This window comes from Pseudomonas sp. SDT291_1_S447 (genome assembly GCF_054070155.1).
The window spans coordinates 72,033-87,634 of sequence record NZ_JBSVXS010000001.1 but is presented as its reverse complement, the minus strand read 5'-3'; the positions used below and the strand labels follow the sequence as shown (position 1 = coordinate 87,634).

Below are 15,602 nucleotides of genomic sequence, written 5' to 3'. Positions count from 1 at the left end.
AGCACGGAAGCACCGCAGCAGCACTTACTTCATGGACGGCAGGAACCCGAACAATGTTGGAATACCTCTGGCGCAGCATCCATTCCCCGGACTACTTGCCCAACGTACTGGACTGGATGCTCCATATTCTCCTCAGCCCGTTCATGGTGATCATGTGCCTGATGGTCGGCGCGCTGGCCGGTAAATGGTGGAGAGCACTGCCCTACGGCAGTCTGACTTGCTATGTGGTCTTTCTGAGCCGGTCTTCTTTCTATCGGTGGGAAAGCATTTTCCCCATAGCCGGCCTGCCTGCGCTCGCCATAGATGGCGCACTGCTTGCGCTCCTCGGCTTCTATTTGAAAGGCGTACTAAGAACCCGCGCAGAAGCAAAACCCGAAGGCCATTGGCTGCGCAGGCTTTCTCAAGGCCTTAAGGTCGTCGTGCGGACAGTCATGGTGATGTTCTGGGGAGTCGTCGTGCTGTTTGTCGTGGTCTTCACTGTCTCGGTCGCGACCCAACCGTCATTGGTGCACTGAGCAGCCTTCCGCTGGCCAGGGTCTGTACGAAAAAGTGCCCGGTGGTTAGCGTTCAAATCGTCCAGACGCTGGATGCATTCTTTTACTCGCAGCCCCTACAGAGTGATGCCATTCGCGCCAATGCGAACGCTGAACGCCTCGTATTTGCCTAAGGCCTGTCGCCTGAGTAGAATGCGATTAATTATCAATCATGTACTTTCCGGGGATTCGATGCGCAGCGATGAAACGCTAGGTACTGCAGATCTAGGGCTGCTCTATCGCACCCACCACTCGTGGTTACACGGCTGGCTGATCCGACGCATTGGATGTCGCGATAACGCAGCAGATTTGGCGCAGGACACCTTCGTACGTCTGCTCAAATCCCGTCAGACCAGCCCCTTGCGCGAACCACGTGCCTATTTGAGCAGTATCGCCCGCGGACTGATGATTGATCAGTATCGTCGTCGCGAACTCGAGCGTGCCTACCTGGAAAGCGTCACGTTGCTGCCTCAACACGAGGTTCCCTCGGAAGAAAGCCGGCTGCTGATTCTTGATGCGCTGGAGCGCATAGACCGCATGCTCAGCATGCTTAAACCAAGGGTTCGCCAGGCGTTTTTATTTGCCCGACTCGACGGTCTGACATGCGCGCAAATAGCCGAAAAGCTCGGTGTTTCCCGGGCGACGATTGAGCGCGACCTGGCCACGGCCCTGCAACACTGCTATCGCTTGCGTTATGTCGAGGCCTGAGCCGCAGGCGCTCGATCCGGCCATTGTTGAACAGGCGATCCAATGGCTGGTGCGCCTGCGCTTCAATCAAGCCGATGAACAAACACAGCACTCTTTTGAGCGCTGGCTGCAGCAGCGCCCAGAGCATGTGTTGGCGTGGCAGCGTGTGGAATCGCTTGGGGATGAATTTGCCGGCGTACCCGCTCAACTGGCGCGACAAACCCTTGATGGCAGCCATCAGGGAATGCGGCGGCGGGACAGCCTGAAGCTACTGGGCATATTGGCCACCGTTGGCACGGCAGCCTGGCTCGGCCGGGATTACACACCCGTACCTGCCATGCTTGCGCAGCAACGCAGCAGCACCGGCGAGCAACGTCGCTTCCAACTCGATGATGGCAGCCTTATCCAGCTCAATAGCGATAGCGCCGTCGACAGCGATTTCGACGCCCAGCGACGCCTGATCATCCTGCGACGGGGTGAAATCATCGTGAATGTCGGCCCGGATCAACACTCGCCGCAAGCGCGACCGTTCTGGGTGCAATCACGTGACGGGATCATGCGCGCTCACAGTTCCCGCTTTCTGGCACGCGAGCTTGACGAAGGCACGCTGGTCGCGGCTAAGGAAGGATCAGTCACGGTGTTCCCCGGCTCCAGTCAAAGTCCTGCGAGCCGTAGCGTTCAGGCAGGCAATCAACTGCTGTTTACCTCAAGTAGCGCCCGAACGTTCAGCGACAACGGCCTCGATCTGTGGAGCTGGGGTGACGGCGTGATCAGTGCGCGCAATATGCGCCTCAAGGATTTCATCGTGGAGTTGTCGCGCTATCGCCCCGGGGTATTGCGCTGCGCCGAAGAGGTCGCTGATCGCCGGGTTTCCGGCACCTTCCAGCTCGCCGACAACGATCAGGTCCTGGCATTGATCGCGCAGTCACTGCGCTTGCACATTGATTACCGAACCCGTTACTGGGTAACCGTGACCGCTGCTACCTGAGTCCATCAATTTTTTGTGCCGCGCGAAAAATAATGAGGTGGTTTCTCATTATCGTTCGACCTCTAAGGAAGGCCGGAATACAGGCCAGTCTGTCGATGTCCTTTCTTGGAGCGAGAAAATGAGTTCGTCCCCGGTTTCACAGCGCCATCCATTAAATCGTGCCTTGCAGGGTGCGATGCTGGGTTTGATCGTCAGCAGCTACGCATTGCCATCACTGGCGCAAACGTCGAGCGCTGACCACAGCAATCAAATCAAGCAGTGGAACATCGCTGCCGGCCCACTGGCGCCGGCGCTTGATCGCTTTGCGCGCGAGGCCGGCATCAGTCTTTCCTTCGACGCGTCGAGTGTTGCGAACCGCACCACCGCTGGCGTGAATGGCTCGCTCGATACGTCGGCAGCGCTGTCATCGTTGCTGCAGGGGAGCCAATTGCAGATCGAACAGCAAGGCCCGAATGCTTACTTGCTGATCCCTCAAGCCAAAACCGCCGGCCCGCTGGAACTCGACGCAACGGATGTAGAGGACTACCGCCTTGCCCCCCTCATCATCAATGCCAAGGTCAGGGTCAGTGCCGACGACGACGCCAACTCGGTGGTCGCCAAGGAACTCTGGGTTGGCGGAAAAGTGGCAACCAGCATTCTCAACACACCGGCATCGGTATCAGTTGTTACCAACAAGGAAATGGAGCAACGTAGCGTCAGCACCACGGAAGAGGCGCTGCAATACACGCCCGGCGTGATCACTGACTTCTACGGTACGGATGACCGCAATGACTATTTCCAGATCCGCGGCTTCCAGGCCACCACTTACCGTGACGGCTTGACCCTGAGTTCGATGCGCGGCGTACGCGAAGATCCATTCGCTTATGAGCGCATCGAGATTCTGCGTGGTGCCAACTCCACCCTGTTTGGCCCGGCGGACCCTGGCGGCTCGGTAAACTTCGTGAGCAAACAGCCGCGCTTCGAGCAGTTTGGCCAAGGCTATGTGACCTACGGTTCGTTTGACCATGTCGAGACAGGCATCGATGTCGGGGATGCACTGAACGACGAGAAAACCCTGGCCGGCCGTTTTACTGCCAAAGGCCAAAACAGCGACCGCGAGTACGATCACTCGCAGGACGATAACCAGTTGTTTATGGGTGGCCTGACCTGGGCACCGACGGATTACACGTCGGCGACGATGATTCTGGACTACCTGAAAACCGAAAGTTCGCCCAACAGTGGCGGTTATCCGCTGGACAAGGAATACGACCGCAGCAAGTTTTATGGCGAGCCCAGCTACAACTTTCACGATGTCGAGCGCACCAGTCTCAGCGGTAACGTCACCCATGACTTCGACAACGGCTTCGTACTGCGCAGCAATCTGCGTTACAGCAAGTTGACCGATGATTTTGGCTACGTTTACCTCAGCGACAGCGCCGCACGTGTCGGTACTACCGTTGACCGCTATCAGTTTGGAACGGACACCGAAGCCGACCAGTTCAACGGCAATCTGATGCTGCAATACGATGCCCGCTTCGAGAACATCGACAGCAGCAGCCTGGTGGGCGTGGAGTACCTCGATTCGACCACCAAGGAAAGCTCGGTCTACGCCCCGACGACCTCGATTGACATTGCCAACCCCGTGTTTACTGGCGTTTCACGCTCAATCGCGCCATATGCCGTCAACAAGCGAGACGCGACCACCAAGGCCGTATTCCTTCAGCAGAACCTGTCGTTCTACGAGCGTTTCATCGTCACCGGGGGTGTGCGCAACGACTCGATGGACCTGACCAGTAAAGGCTTGCAATCCACTGAGAAAGACACCTTCTCCGAAACCTCCTACCGAGGTGCGTTGACCTATATCGTCAACGACGAGGTGTCCACTTATATCAGCATGGTGGAATCGGTCTCGCCGCCGCAGGTTGGCGTCACACCGCAGACGGGCCGGCAGTACGAAGTGGGCGTGAAGTATGCGCCGATGGGGATGGACGCCCTGTTCTCCGCAGCCGTTTATGACCTGACCCAGGAAAACGTCACCATCGCCGTGGTCCTGCCGAGCGGCATCATTGAGCAACAGACGGTAGGCGAATCGCGTGCGCGCGGTCTCGACCTGGAAGCCAAGGCGCAGGTGACGCAGAACCTCAGCCTGATCGGTGGTTATTCCTATATGGAGTCCGAGGTACAGCGCGGTTCGTTGTACGACGGCAGCTCCCTGAAGGGTAATGAGTTCGCCACGGCACCCAAGCATTCCGCTTCGCTCTGGAGTTACTACGACGTGCCAAGCACTGATGTCAGCGTTGGCTTGGGGGCGCGCTACGTCGGCTCTTATTACTTCGATGCCGCCAACTCCGGCAAAAGCGATGGCACCACGCTGTTCGACGCCGCGTTCAACTACAAGATCGCCAAGGGCACCGACCTTGCGGTGAACGTCAGCAACCTGCTGGATGAGCAGCACGTGGTCGGTTCCGGCACAGCGAACTTCTACAACCCGGGTCGCGAGATTACCGCCAAAGTGAGTTACAAGTGGTAAGCAGGCGTGTAGGCCTTTTTCCCATATAGAAAGCAGTGCCCGCTTAACCGCGGGCACTGTCAATTTTCGCGATCGAAGACTCGGTCAAGTCTGGCTTCATTGGGTCAACGAGCTGCGCCAGTACAGATGCTGAAAACTGACGTTCTACACTCGCCCAATTTCAGATGGGCATCAAGCTCCCGCTGGCGCATTCGCCTCAACAAGATGAACCTCCGTGGCATTGCGCCCCGCCAACCAGGCCAGCACTGACGCAACAACCAACACCGCGGCACTAAGCTCGAACGTAGCTTTATAACCACTCAAATCAAAAGCCAGACCACCAACGATCGCGCCTCCCGCGATCGCCAGTTGAACAATCGCCACCAGCAAGCCGCCTCCGGCTTCCGCATCATCCGGCAGCGTCTGCGCCAGCCATGTCCACCAGCCGACCGGCGCGGCCGTGGCGACCAGTCCCCAGAGGCCGAGCAACACGGCGGTCAGCACCGGTGACTTGCCGAAGCTAACCAACGCCAGTGCGATGGCCGCCATGATCAGCGGGATGACGGTCAACGTGCGGTAGAGGCCGCGGCCCATAAACCGTTCGATCAAAAAAGTGCCGATAAAACCGGCCAGTCCCAACCCCAGCAGCATCAAGGACAACGTTGAGACACTGACGCCCGTCACGCCTTCAAGAAAGGGTCGCAGATAGGTGAACAGCATGAACTGGCCCATGAAAAACACGCTGACGGCGACCATGCCCAAGGCCACTGGCAATTGCTTCATCAACCGCAGAACGTTGCCGCTTCCGGCCTGGCGCTCAGCCTTGAACGATGGCAGGCTGATCATCAGCCACACGGCGGCAAGCACCGCGACCGGAACCACACAGAAGAATGCGCCACGCCAGCCAATCAGCGAGCCAAGAAAGCTGCCCGCCGGAGCGGCGATTACGGTGGCCAGCGCGTTACCGCCATTGACGATGGCCAGCGCTCGCGAAACCTGTTCAGGCTTCACCAGACGTATTGCGGTCGCCGCCGACAGCGACCAGAAACCGCCAATCGCGATCCCGATCAAGGCCCGCCCAACCATGAATGACGGATAACCCGGCGCGACTGCGACGACCGTACCGGAGACGATCATCAGTAAGGTCAGGCCCAGCAGCAATTTCTTGCGTTCGACGCGAGCAGCGACCGAGGCAATCAGCAGGCTGGTGATCAAGGCAAAGGCACCGGACACGGAAATGCCCTGCCCGGCCTGGCCTTCGGTGATGTGCAGGTCGGCTGCAATCGGTGTCAGCAGGCTGACCGGCATGAATTCTGAAGCGACCAAGGCGAATGCGGCCAGCGACATGGCCAGCACAGCGCTCCAGCCGCCGGTTCTTTTAGAAGGATCTGTAGAAGGAAACGTCATGGGAACTACCTGTGGTGCGAAAAACCTGTGGATGTGATGCGCAGGGGCAAGCAGCTTGAAACCCATTCGGGCACTGCCCCTGTAACAGATAGACACATTCTCCCGGTCAATCCGGCCCTTCCCTAGCGCATTCCTCTTGAATGCTTGCCTGATCCTCTGGCGATGCAGGGTGATGGATAGGAAACGTCTCGCGCGCGGATTAGAGTTCGGTCAACAGGAGTGACCCGACATGATCCCTACCCCTCTGCCCCAGGACTCGCCTTTGGCGTTGCACATCGACCCGCGCGTGAGTGCACCGGGTGACTTCGCCACGGCCATACCCGGCTTGTCGCTGTTTCGTCGCGACCAGCCAGCGCCGCCCGTGGTGTGCATGATCGAACCGAGCCTGATTCTCGTCGGTCGCGGTGAAAAGCGTTTGTGGGTCGGTGGCGAGGGTTACAGCTACGACCCTTCGCGGTTTCTGGTGACCTCACTGGACCTGCCCGCCAACTCCGAAGTGATGCTTGCCAGTCCCCAGCAGCCCTGTGTCGGCCTCGTGTTGAAACTGGATGTCAGCATGCTCGCCGAGGTCATCACCAAAAGCGGCCTGCCTGCCAAACGGCAGCCAGCAACGGGCACGGGCGCCGCGATTGGCAGCCTGTCGTCTGCGCTGGAGGGCGCACTTGATCGCCTGCTGGCATTGCTCGATGAACCCGAGGCGATCCCGGTGCTGGCGCCGCTGATTCTGCGCGAAATCCACTATCGGCTGCTGCACACCGACCAAGGCGCACGGCTGCGGCAGATCACGGCCGTCGATGGTCAGGGTTATCGCATCGCCAAGGCGATTGACTGGCTCAAGGTCAACTACACCGATGCCCTGCGCATCGACGATCTCGCCGCGCGGGTGCAGATGAGCGCGCCGACCTTTCACCATCATTTCCGTCAGCTCACCGGCATGAGCCCACTTCAGTATCAGAAGTGGCTGCGGCTCAACGAAGCGCGGCGGCTGATGCTGGTCGAGCGCCTGGACGTTTCGCGGGCGGCGTTTGCGGTCGGCTATGAAAGTCCTTCGCAGTTCAGCCGCGAATATGGCCGGCTGTTCGGCACCGCGCCGAGTCGTGACATCGCCCTTCTGCGCGGTCAGCCATTTGAAGCAGAAGCCCTCGGCACAGTAGCGAATTGAACGAAAAACGGTGATGCGCCTCGCCGCGTGTCACCGCTCATAACAATGCACGTCAACCGATGATCAGCGGGTGAATCATGGAACTACGAATCAACCAGAAGACCTATCAGGTCGATGCCGACGCCGATACACCCTTGCTGTGGGTGATCCGCGATGATCTGGGCATGACCGGGACCAAGTACGGCTGCGGCCTGGCGCAATGCGGCGCCTGTTCGGTGCTGGTGGACGGCAATGTGGTGCGCTCGTGCGTCACGCCGGTGGCGGGTGTCGTCGGCCGCGAGGTCACCACGATTGAGGCCATCGAAAGCGATGACGTGGGCAAACGGGTGGTGTCGACTTGGGTCGATCTGCAAGTCGCGCAGTGCGGTTACTGCCAGTCCGGGCAAGTGATGGCCGCCACCGCGTTGCTCAAACAGAACCCCAAGCCGAGTGATGCGCAGATCGAGGCGGCGATGGTCAATCTGTGCCGCTGCGGCACTTACAACGCCATTCATGCCGCCATGCATGAGCTGGCCGGCAAGGGAGACGCGTGATGACCGTTCGAATCGACCCTTCACTGCAAGCCTCAGCACTGGACCTGCGCGAACCGATCAATGTATCGCGCAGGCGTTTTCTGACCGGAACTGCCGTCGGCGCGCTGGTCCTCGGTTTTGGTCTGCCGCTCGGTACAACGCGCGTGCAAGCTGCCGTTGCAGCGGCGACGGCCGAACGCGGCACGCAGGTGCCGGCGTTTCTCGAAATCCGCCCGGACAACCGCGTGCGTCTGCTCTGCCCGTTCATGGAAGGCGGACAAGGCACGTTCACGGCGATGGCGCAAATCGTCGGTGAAGAGCTGGATGCCGACCCGGCGACCTTTCTGGTAGAAGCCGCACCGCCCGGCGAAGCCTATGTAGTGTTGGAAAACGGCATGCGCATCACCGGCGGCAGTATGTCGGTGCGCATGAGCTACCCGGTCATGCGCCGCCTCGGCGCCCTCGCCCGCGCCATGTTATTGCAGGCGGGCGCGCAGCAACTTGGCGTGCCGGTGAGCGAGTTGAGCACCGAGCCGGGCAAAGTCGTGCATGCCAAGTCGGGCCGCTCGCTGGCCTACGGTGAACTGGCTGAGCGGGCGATGGATCTGCCGGTTCCTGATCCGGCCTCTGTGAAGCTGCGCGATCCGAGCCAGTTCCGCTGGATCGGCAAACCGGTGAAGCGCCTCGATGCCTACGACAAGTCCACCGGCAAGGCGCTGTACAGCATCGACCTGAAGGTCGACAACATGCTCCACGCTGCCGTGCAACACGCCCCGCGTCTGGGCATGACCGTGGGCAACCTGCGCAACGAAGAGCAGGTCAAGGCAATGAAAGGCGTGCATTCCGTGCATCGTCTGCCGGGTGCCGTGGCGGTAGTCGCCGAGCGCTGGTGGCACGCCAAACGTGCGGTCGAGGCGATCCAGGTCGACTGGCAAGAACCAACGGCCGAGAGCAAAGTGCGGCCGATGCCCGCCGACTTTTCCAGCGATGCCTGGTTCAAGCGCCTTGCTGAAGATAAAGGCCCGGCCAAAGATGATGAAAACCAAGGCGACGTGGCTGCGATGCTCAAGGGAAGCAAAACCCTGATCGATGCCACTTACCACAACCAGTATTTGAACCACGGCCAACTGGAACCGCCTTCGGCACTGGCCCGATTCAACCCGGACGGTTCGCTGGAAGTCTGGCTGCCGAATCAGGCGCCGGACATGTTCCGCGCCGACATCGCCAAACGCACAGGCCTCGATATTTCGCGCATCACCTTGCATTCGCCGCTGCTGGGCGGGTTCTTCGGCCGGCATTTTCTCTACGACTCGGCCAGCCCCTACCCTCAGGCAATCGCGCTGGCGAAAGCGGTTGGCCGCCCGGTCAAACTGATCTGGAGTCGCGAGGAAGAGTTCCTGCGTGACGTGCTGCGCCCGGTTGCCGCAGTGAATTTCCGCGGCGCGCTGGACGCCGACGGTTGGCCGCTGGCAATCGAAGCGATCAGTGCCACCGAAGGCCCGACCGAAGCCCTCGCCGGTAAACAGGGTGAAAAACTCGACCCCACAGCGCTTGAAGGCTTGTCGGGCAAGTCCTACGCGATCCCCAACAAACGCATCGCGCAGATCTACGTCAAAGGCCCGGCGATGCTCGGTTACTGGCGTTCGGTGGGCAATTCGCTCAACGACTTCTTCTATGAATCGTTCCTCGATGAACTGGCTGACAAGGGCGGCAAAGACCCGTTCGACCTGCGCCTGCATTTGCTGCGTGACAACAAACGCCTGACCACGCTGCTGCAAGCGGTGGGTGAACTGTCGGGCGGCTGGAAGCGTGGGCCGTTTACCGCCGAGGATGGCAGCAAACGTGCGCGCGGCGTGGCCATGGCTTCGCCGTTCGGTACGGAGACGGCGGTGATCGCCGAGGTGTCCATCGAGAACGGCCAGGTCAAGGTGCACGACATCTGGCAGGCGATTGACCCGGGCAGCATCGTCAACCCGGCGATTGTCGAAGCTCAGGTCAATGGCGCCGTGGCGTTGGGACTGTCGCAAACCCTGGTGGAAGAAGCTGTGTGGATTGATGGCAAACCCCGGGCGCGTAACTACGACTTGTATCCGATCCTGCCGCCTGCGCGGATGGCTCGGGTCCATGTGCGTGTGGTCGAGAGCGGGGAAAAAATGGGTGGCATCGGTGAACCGCCGTTGCCAGCGGTCGCGCCTGCCGTCGCCAACGCAGTGGCTAGGCTAACCGGTCAGCGGGTGCGCAGCCTGCCCATGAGCCGACACACCTTCACTTGATCAGCGCCGGAGCGTCCATGAATAACAGCCGATTCGCAAGAACCGCAGGCTGGCTGGCAGTGCCGTGCCTGGTCGCGGCAGGCCTGCTGGCCTGGTATGTCACCCGCGAGCCCGTCTCGCGCCTTGAAACCCATCAGATCGCCGTGGCCGACATCGACCCGGCACTGGTCGCGCGTGGCGAATACGTCGCCCGGCTCAGCGATTGCGTGGCCTGTCACAGCGTGCCGGGCGGTGCGCCGTTCGCTGGCGGCCTGGAAATGGCCACGCCGCTGGGCTCAATCCATGCGACCAATATCACCCCGGACACGGAAACCGGCATTGGCCACTACAGCCTGGCGGACTTCGACCGAGCGGTGCGCCACGGCGTGGCGCCCGACAGTCGCCGTCTGTATCCGGCGATGCCCTACCCGTCCTACGCCAAGCTCAGTGACGATGATGTGCGTGCGCTGTATGCGTTCTTCATGAAAGGCGTGGCGCCGGTTAAGCAGGCGAACATCCCCAGTGCCATTCCGTTTCCGCTGAACCTGCGCTGGCCGATTGCACTGTGGAACGGTGTGTTTGTCGATGCCGAGCCCTACGTGGCCAAACCGTCGCAAGACGAACAATGGAACCGTGGTGCTTACCTCGTTCAGGGCGCCGGGCACTGCGGCAGTTGCCACACGCCGCGCGGCCTGGCGTTCAACGAGAAGGCACTGGATGAGTCCGGTAAACCGTACCTCGCTGGCGCCTTGCTCGATGGCTGGTACGCGCCGAGCCTGCGTGATGACCACAACACCGGTCTGGGCCGCTGGAGTGAGGCGGAAATCGTGCAGTTCCTCAAGACCGGTCGCAATAAACACGCGGTGGTCTACGGCTCGATGACCGAAGCGTTCAACAACTCCACGCAGTTCATGAGCGATGATGATTTGACCGCGATTGCCCACTACCTGAAGTCACTTCCCGGGGATCGCGAACGGGATGGCGCGCCGTGGCAGTATCAAGCGGTTTCGGCAGCGCAACGTCTGGACTCGCCCGGTGCTCTTACCTACGTGGCGCGCTGTGCTTCCTGCCACGGTCTCGACGGCAAGGGTCAACCTGAATGGATACCGCCGCTGGCCGGCGCCACCTCGGCACTGGCCAAGGAAAGCGCCTCGGCGATCAACATCACCCTGAATGGTTCGCAGCGTGTCGTTGCGGCTGGCGTGCCGGATGCCTATCGCATGCCGGCCTTCCGTGAGCACTTGTCGGATCAGCAGATCGCCGAAGTGCTGACCTTTATGCGCAGCACCTGGGGCAATCAGGGCACGGCGGTCGATGCGCAGGCGGTGGGCAAACTGCGTGAACATACTGATCCGGCCAGCAGCAGCCCGATCATCCTGCAAATGCGCTAAGAGGAGGCACTGATGGAAAGCATCGACTTGCTGGTCCTGCGCACGGCGCGGGACTGGCTTGCCGCCGGCGAACGTGTGTTGTTCGCTACGGTGGCGCGCACTTGGGGTTCTTCACCGCGTCCGACGGGGTCGATGATGGCTTTGCGTGACGACGGTCGCGTGGTGGGCAGCGTGTCCGGTGGCTGCATCGAGGACGATCTGATCCATCGCTTCACCACGGCGCATGGCGGCAGCGCTTTTAGCGACAGTGCACCGCAAGTGGTGCGCTATGGCGTCAGTGCCGATGAGGCGCATCGCTTCGGCCTGCCCTGCGGTGGCACGCTGGAACTGATCCTTGAGTTCAACCCTTCGTGGCAGTCGCTTGACGAGTTGCTGGCGCAACTGGACGCCGGGCAACTGGTTCGCCGTCGTCTGGCGTTGGAGTCCGGCCTGGTCATACTCGAGCCGACTGCGACACCGGAACAGTTCAGCTTCGATGGCGTGCAGATGCTCAACACCTTGGGCCCGGGCTATCGGATGCTGATGATCGGTGCCGGCGCGCTGGCCGAGTATCTGGCGACCATGGCCTTGTTCAACGGTTTCAAGGTGGCGGTGTGCGATCCGCGTCCCGAGTACATCGAGACCTGGGCGGTGGATGGCGTGGAGCGCATCGTCGGCATGCCGGACGACGTGGTTCGCGACTTCGCGGTCGATCTGCGCACCTGCATCGTCGCCTTGAGTCATGACCCCAAACTCGACGATCTGGCCCTGCTCGAAGCGCTCCACGGCCCGGCGTTCTACATCGGTGCGATCGGCTCGCGGCGTAATAGCCAGCTGCGCCGCGAACGCCTGATCGAACATTTTGGTGAAACCGAGGCGTCGCTTGAGCGCCTGCACGGACCGATCGGCCTGTACATTGGCAGCAAGACGCCTGCGGAAATCGCCGTAAGCGTGATGGCTGAGATTCTTGCGGCGAAGAATGGTGCCAGCCTGCCGAAAGCGTTTTCAATTGCCAGGGCCAAAGCGCTCGCAGAATGAGCCGCGCGGCTACTCTGCGTCGGCTTTATTGGCCGGCAACGAAACGACGTGGTGTGAACAGCCTCGGCACCGATGTCCTGGAGAAGACACTGCATTCCTCGACAGGTCATAGAACCCCTTCCGGCAAGAAGGGTCTGCTCTCCTATGACCTCTCAGGAATACGTCCCATGTCCGCGCAACGCAACCTTGTCATCCTCGCTCGGGGAGGCTACGCCGCCCGGGGAATGCTGTATCTGATCATCGGCATCTTTGCGTTGCTGGCAGCGCAGGATTCGACGAAACCGAAGGACAGTCACAAGAGTCTGGAAGCCTTGCTGGGCCAGCCATTCGGCTATTTTCTGGTTGGACTTGTCGTGGCGGGACTGCTCGCATTTGCCGCCTGGCGCGTCCTGCAGGCAACGCGTGATGTCGATCATCACGGCAAACAACTCAAAGGGCTGGTGATTCGCACAGGGCTGTTTGTCGGAGGTTTGGTCAACGCTGCTCTGGCGTTTTTTGCATTGGGTCTACTCATCAGCGGGATTAAAAGCTCGGGCGATTCCGCAGGAAAAACCAAAGACTGGCTGGCGCATCTTCTGTCCTGGGAACACTCGAACTGGCTGGTGTACCTGATCGCCCTCATTCCGCTGGGGGTCGGCATTGCTCACATCTTCAAGGGCTGGAAAGCGACGTTCGAGAAGTATTTCGAGGCCGACGAGGACGTCATGCGCTACGTCCGACCGGTCTCCCGGTTTGGTCTGATAGCGCGCGGAGTCGTGTTTATCGAGATTGCATTGCTTCTGGCGGTCAGCGGTTCCACTTATCAAGCCATGGATCCACCTGGAATGAAGGAAGCGCTCGATGCGCTGCAGAATCTACCCGCTGGCTGGCTGATTTTGATGGTGATGGCGTTGGGGCTGATTGCCTTCTCGGTTTACAGTCTGGCGGAAGCTTTCTGGCGCAAGATCAATATGGATGTGCCGGGAGTCGCGAGAACGTAGGCTGTAATCCAGTCCCCATGGCGCTCGTCACTCAGTCAGCGGAGACGCTACTGTTTCGATCACACCCGATAATACTCGCGATACCACCGTACAAACTCCGCCACACCCACCTCAACCTCGACCTGCGGCGAAAACCCGATCCAGTCTGCCAGCGTCGAAATATCAGCCCAGGTCTTGATGACATCGCCTGCCTGCATCGGCAGCAAATTGCGTTGGGCTTTTATGCCCAATGCCGTCTCCAGGCAGTCGACAAAGTCCAGCAGCGCGATCGGCCTGCCACGCCCCAGGTTGAAAATCCGATGACTGCCTTGCGCGTCCTTCTCCGGCACCGGCGGCTTTGGACACAGCCGGACGATGCTTTCGACAACGTCATCGACGTAGGTAAAGTCTCGCGCCATCTGGCCCTGGTTATAAATATCGATCGGCCGCCCATTGAGGATCGCCTCGGTGAACTTGAACAGCGCCATGTCCGGTCGACCCCATGGCCCATAGACGGTAAAAAACCGCAGCCCGCTGGCCTGCAGGCCGTAGAGATGGCAGTAGCTGTCGGCAAGCAATTCATTGGCGCGCTTGGTGGCGGCATACAGCGACATCGGGTGCTCGACGGCGTCATCGACGCTGTATGGCAGCTTGCTGTTGGCCCCATACACCGAACTGCTCGACGCGTAGATCAGATGCGCAGGTGGATAGTGGCGGCAGGCTTCCAGCACATTGAGAAAGCCCAACAGATTCGATTGTGCATAGGCATCCGGGTTGTCGAGCGAATAACGGACACCCGCTTGAGCGGCCAAATGCACGACTTCGGTGAACCCCTGCTCTTCGAAAAGTGCCATCAAGGCTGGCTTATCAACAATGTCCATGGTCTGGAAACGGAAACCTTTTAGCTCGCTCAACTGCTTGAGGCGCGCCTGTTTGAGTTCCACGCTGTAATAATCGTTGAGGTTGTCGATGCCGATTACTTGATGGCCTTGCAATATCAATCGTCTGACCGTGTGATATCCGATAAAGCCTGCAGCACCTGTAACAAGAACGGACATATTCGTCACTCCAGCCAAGTCGCCAGGCGATTAGTTATAGCGTTGGTCGAGTTGCGCAGTCCAGACTTTATAACTTCCCCAACTATGGGGATTAACGTCCGATCTAAATAGCGAGCAACGACTCTGAAGTGACAGTAAAGTTTCTTGCCTTCCGACAAAAGGATGACGCCTTAAAAAACAATAACCTGCGCACGAGTGCCATCATTAGCGGATAAATGGCGTGTTTTTTGACTGCGAACGTTTGACAGACCGCAAAGACTGGCCGATAACTACCAAGGTTCATTTTCACAGGGCGCGAGCAATCTTCTACTCGCGCCCTGTCGTTTCAGAGACAACTACTTAGTTACCTATCGTTAAAACTGCATGAGCAGACCGTGCGGTAGCTTTGTCTTCAGAAAAGTTAAACCGCGGCTTATTCCCCATGCGCCGCACAATATAGCGTCACGCCTCAGTTGGACGCACCTTAATGAAACGCTGTGTGATTCAAGATTGAAACACCTCAGTGTTAATAAAATAAGAACAGACTTTTATCCTTCGCCCTTACTTAGCCCTCGATAGAGCTTCTGCCTGCATAAACTTTCGATCATTACAGAGTTTACCAGCATGCCAGTTATCAGCTCCGAACGTCCCTTTTGGTACCTTTTGCAATGCAAGCCACGTCAGGATGAGCGCGCTCACCTCAACCTGCTCCAACAGGATTACGTGGTATTCCATCCGCAACTCCTCAGTGAGCGAATCATCCGTGGGAAACGACAGCGAGTGCGCGAGTCGCTATTCCCCGGGTATTTGTTTATCCAACTCAGTCGTAACGACAATTGGGGGCCACTGCGTTCCACACGCGGGGTCAGTCGTATCGTCGAATTCAATCACGGTCCTGCGACGGTGGCAGAGCATGTCATCGAGCACCTGCGTGTGCGCTGTATCGAATCATCGCTGGCGGAGCCGGATCAGGCGCTGAAACCGGGGCAGAATCTGCAGATTGTCAGCGGCCCGCTGGCACCCTTGGAGGGCGTGTTTCTCGGCTTGCACGGCAACGACCGGGTGATGGTCCTCTTGCAGTTTCTGAATCGCGAACAATCCGTTTGCTTGCCACGCAGCGTGATCGAACGTCAACAACCCAACTTTCAAACCTATAACTAACCCCTTTC

13 protein-coding genes are annotated in these 15,602 nt (G+C 59.4%); 11 read left to right on the top strand and 2 right to left on the bottom strand.

Going from position 1 to position 15,602, the window contains the following annotated elements:
- Positions 1-53 precede the first annotated feature (53 nt).
- From ACW9IR_RS00365 to ACW9IR_RS00350, 4 genes are all read left to right on the top strand, one after another.
- The gene (locus ACW9IR_RS00365; protein ID WP_102899738.1) at positions 54-515 is read left to right on the top strand and encodes a hypothetical protein; all 462 of its coding nucleotides are present in this window, start codon (positions 54-56) and stop codon (positions 513-515) included.
- A gap of 210 nt (positions 516-725) precedes the next feature.
- The gene (locus ACW9IR_RS00360; RefSeq protein ID WP_102899737.1) at positions 726-1,241 is read left to right on the top strand and encodes a sigma-70 family RNA polymerase sigma factor; all 516 of its coding nucleotides are present in this window, start codon (positions 726-728) and stop codon (positions 1,239-1,241) included.
- Positions 1,228-2,208, top strand: coding sequence for a FecR domain-containing protein (locus ACW9IR_RS00355; RefSeq protein WP_457461073.1), 981 nt, complete (start codon positions 1,228-1,230; stop codon positions 2,206-2,208). The genes ACW9IR_RS00360 and ACW9IR_RS00355 overlap by 14 nt, the downstream gene beginning before the upstream one ends.
- Positions 2,209-2,326: 118 nt before the next feature.
- Positions 2,327-4,717: a TonB-dependent siderophore receptor gene (locus ACW9IR_RS00350; RefSeq protein WP_102899735.1), complete on the top strand. Its 2,391-nt coding sequence runs from the start codon at positions 2,327-2,329 to the stop codon at positions 4,715-4,717.
- A 171-nt stretch (positions 4,718-4,888) separates the two neighbouring features.
- On the opposite strand, the gene ACW9IR_RS00345 is transcribed toward ACW9IR_RS00350, so the two are convergent.
- Positions 4,889-6,103 carry an MFS transporter gene (locus ACW9IR_RS00345; RefSeq protein ID WP_457461071.1) on the bottom strand — a complete coding sequence of 405 codons (1,215 nt, stop codon included), beginning with the start codon at positions 6,101-6,103 and terminating at the stop codon, positions 4,889-4,891.
- A gap of 229 nt (positions 6,104-6,332) precedes the next feature.
- On the opposite strand from ACW9IR_RS00345, the gene ACW9IR_RS00340 reads away from it, so the two are divergent.
- From ACW9IR_RS00340 to ACW9IR_RS00315, 6 genes are all read left to right on the top strand, one after another.
- Complete coding sequence (locus tag ACW9IR_RS00340; protein ID WP_134175519.1) at positions 6,333-7,265, top strand: AraC family transcriptional regulator; 933 nt, start codon at positions 6,333-6,335, stop codon at positions 7,263-7,265.
- Between the two features lie 77 nt (positions 7,266-7,342).
- Complete coding sequence (locus ACW9IR_RS00335; RefSeq protein WP_038361490.1) at positions 7,343-7,798, top strand: (2Fe-2S)-binding protein; 456 nt, start codon at positions 7,343-7,345, stop codon at positions 7,796-7,798.
- Positions 7,798-10,050: a molybdopterin cofactor-binding domain-containing protein gene (locus tag ACW9IR_RS00330; RefSeq protein WP_457461068.1), complete on the top strand. Its 2,253-nt coding sequence runs from the start codon at positions 7,798-7,800 to the stop codon at positions 10,048-10,050. The genes ACW9IR_RS00335 and ACW9IR_RS00330 overlap by 1 nt, the downstream gene beginning before the upstream one ends.
- Before the next feature lie 17 nt (positions 10,051-10,067).
- Positions 10,068-11,420: a c-type cytochrome gene (locus tag ACW9IR_RS00325; RefSeq protein WP_457461066.1), complete on the top strand. Its 1,353-nt coding sequence runs from the start codon at positions 10,068-10,070 to the stop codon at positions 11,418-11,420.
- 12 nt (positions 11,421-11,432) lie between these two features.
- Positions 11,433-12,437, top strand: a complete 1,005-nt coding sequence (locus ACW9IR_RS00320; protein ID WP_457461064.1) for an XdhC family protein — start codon at positions 11,433-11,435, stop codon at positions 12,435-12,437.
- 167 nt (positions 12,438-12,604) lie between these two features.
- Complete coding sequence (locus ACW9IR_RS00315; protein WP_102899729.1) at positions 12,605-13,417, top strand: DUF1206 domain-containing protein; 813 nt, start codon at positions 12,605-12,607, stop codon at positions 13,415-13,417.
- 59 nt (positions 13,418-13,476) lie between these two features.
- On the opposite strand, the gene ACW9IR_RS00310 is transcribed toward ACW9IR_RS00315, so the two are convergent.
- Entirely contained in the window at positions 13,477-14,454 is a 978-nt protein-coding gene (locus ACW9IR_RS00310) for an NAD-dependent epimerase (protein WP_457461248.1), read from the bottom strand.
- 603 nt (positions 14,455-15,057) lie between these two features.
- Between ACW9IR_RS00310 and rfaH the strand changes: the two genes are divergently transcribed.
- Positions 15,058-15,594 (top strand): transcription/translation regulatory transformer protein RfaH, encoded by a 537-nt coding sequence (gene rfaH / locus ACW9IR_RS00305; protein ID WP_457461062.1) that lies wholly within the window; start codon positions 15,058-15,060, stop codon positions 15,592-15,594.
- Positions 15,595-15,602 lie beyond the last annotated feature (8 nt).

Coding starts and splice junctions, on each gene's coding strand:
- ACW9IR_RS00330 (WP_457461068.1), top strand. CDS start 7,798: ATGACCGTTCGAATCGACCCTTCACTGCAAGCCTCAGCACTGGACCTG.
- ACW9IR_RS00350 (WP_102899735.1), top strand. CDS start 2,327: ATGAGTTCGTCCCCGGTTTCACAGCGCCATCCATTAAATCGTGCCTTG.
- ACW9IR_RS00345 (WP_457461071.1), bottom strand. CDS start 6,103: ATGACGTTTCCTTCTACAGATCCTTCTAAAAGAACCGGCGGCTGGAGC.
- ACW9IR_RS00310 (WP_457461248.1), bottom strand. CDS start 14,454: ATGTCCGTTCTTGTTACAGGTGCTGCAGGCTTTATCGGATATCACACG.
- rfaH (WP_457461062.1), top strand. CDS start 15,058: ATGCCAGTTATCAGCTCCGAACGTCCCTTTTGGTACCTTTTGCAATGC.
- ACW9IR_RS00355 (WP_457461073.1), top strand. CDS start 1,228: ATGTCGAGGCCTGAGCCGCAGGCGCTCGATCCGGCCATTGTTGAACAG.
- ACW9IR_RS00325 (WP_457461066.1), top strand. CDS start 10,068: ATGAATAACAGCCGATTCGCAAGAACCGCAGGCTGGCTGGCAGTGCCG.
- ACW9IR_RS00365 (WP_102899738.1), top strand. CDS start 54: ATGTTGGAATACCTCTGGCGCAGCATCCATTCCCCGGACTACTTGCCC.
- ACW9IR_RS00315 (WP_102899729.1), top strand. CDS start 12,605: ATGTCCGCGCAACGCAACCTTGTCATCCTCGCTCGGGGAGGCTACGCC.
- ACW9IR_RS00320 (WP_457461064.1), top strand. CDS start 11,433: ATGGAAAGCATCGACTTGCTGGTCCTGCGCACGGCGCGGGACTGGCTT.
- ACW9IR_RS00335 (WP_038361490.1), top strand. CDS start 7,343: ATGGAACTACGAATCAACCAGAAGACCTATCAGGTCGATGCCGACGCC.
- ACW9IR_RS00360 (WP_102899737.1), top strand. CDS start 726: ATGCGCAGCGATGAAACGCTAGGTACTGCAGATCTAGGGCTGCTCTAT.
- ACW9IR_RS00340 (WP_134175519.1), top strand. CDS start 6,333: ATGATCCCTACCCCTCTGCCCCAGGACTCGCCTTTGGCGTTGCACATC.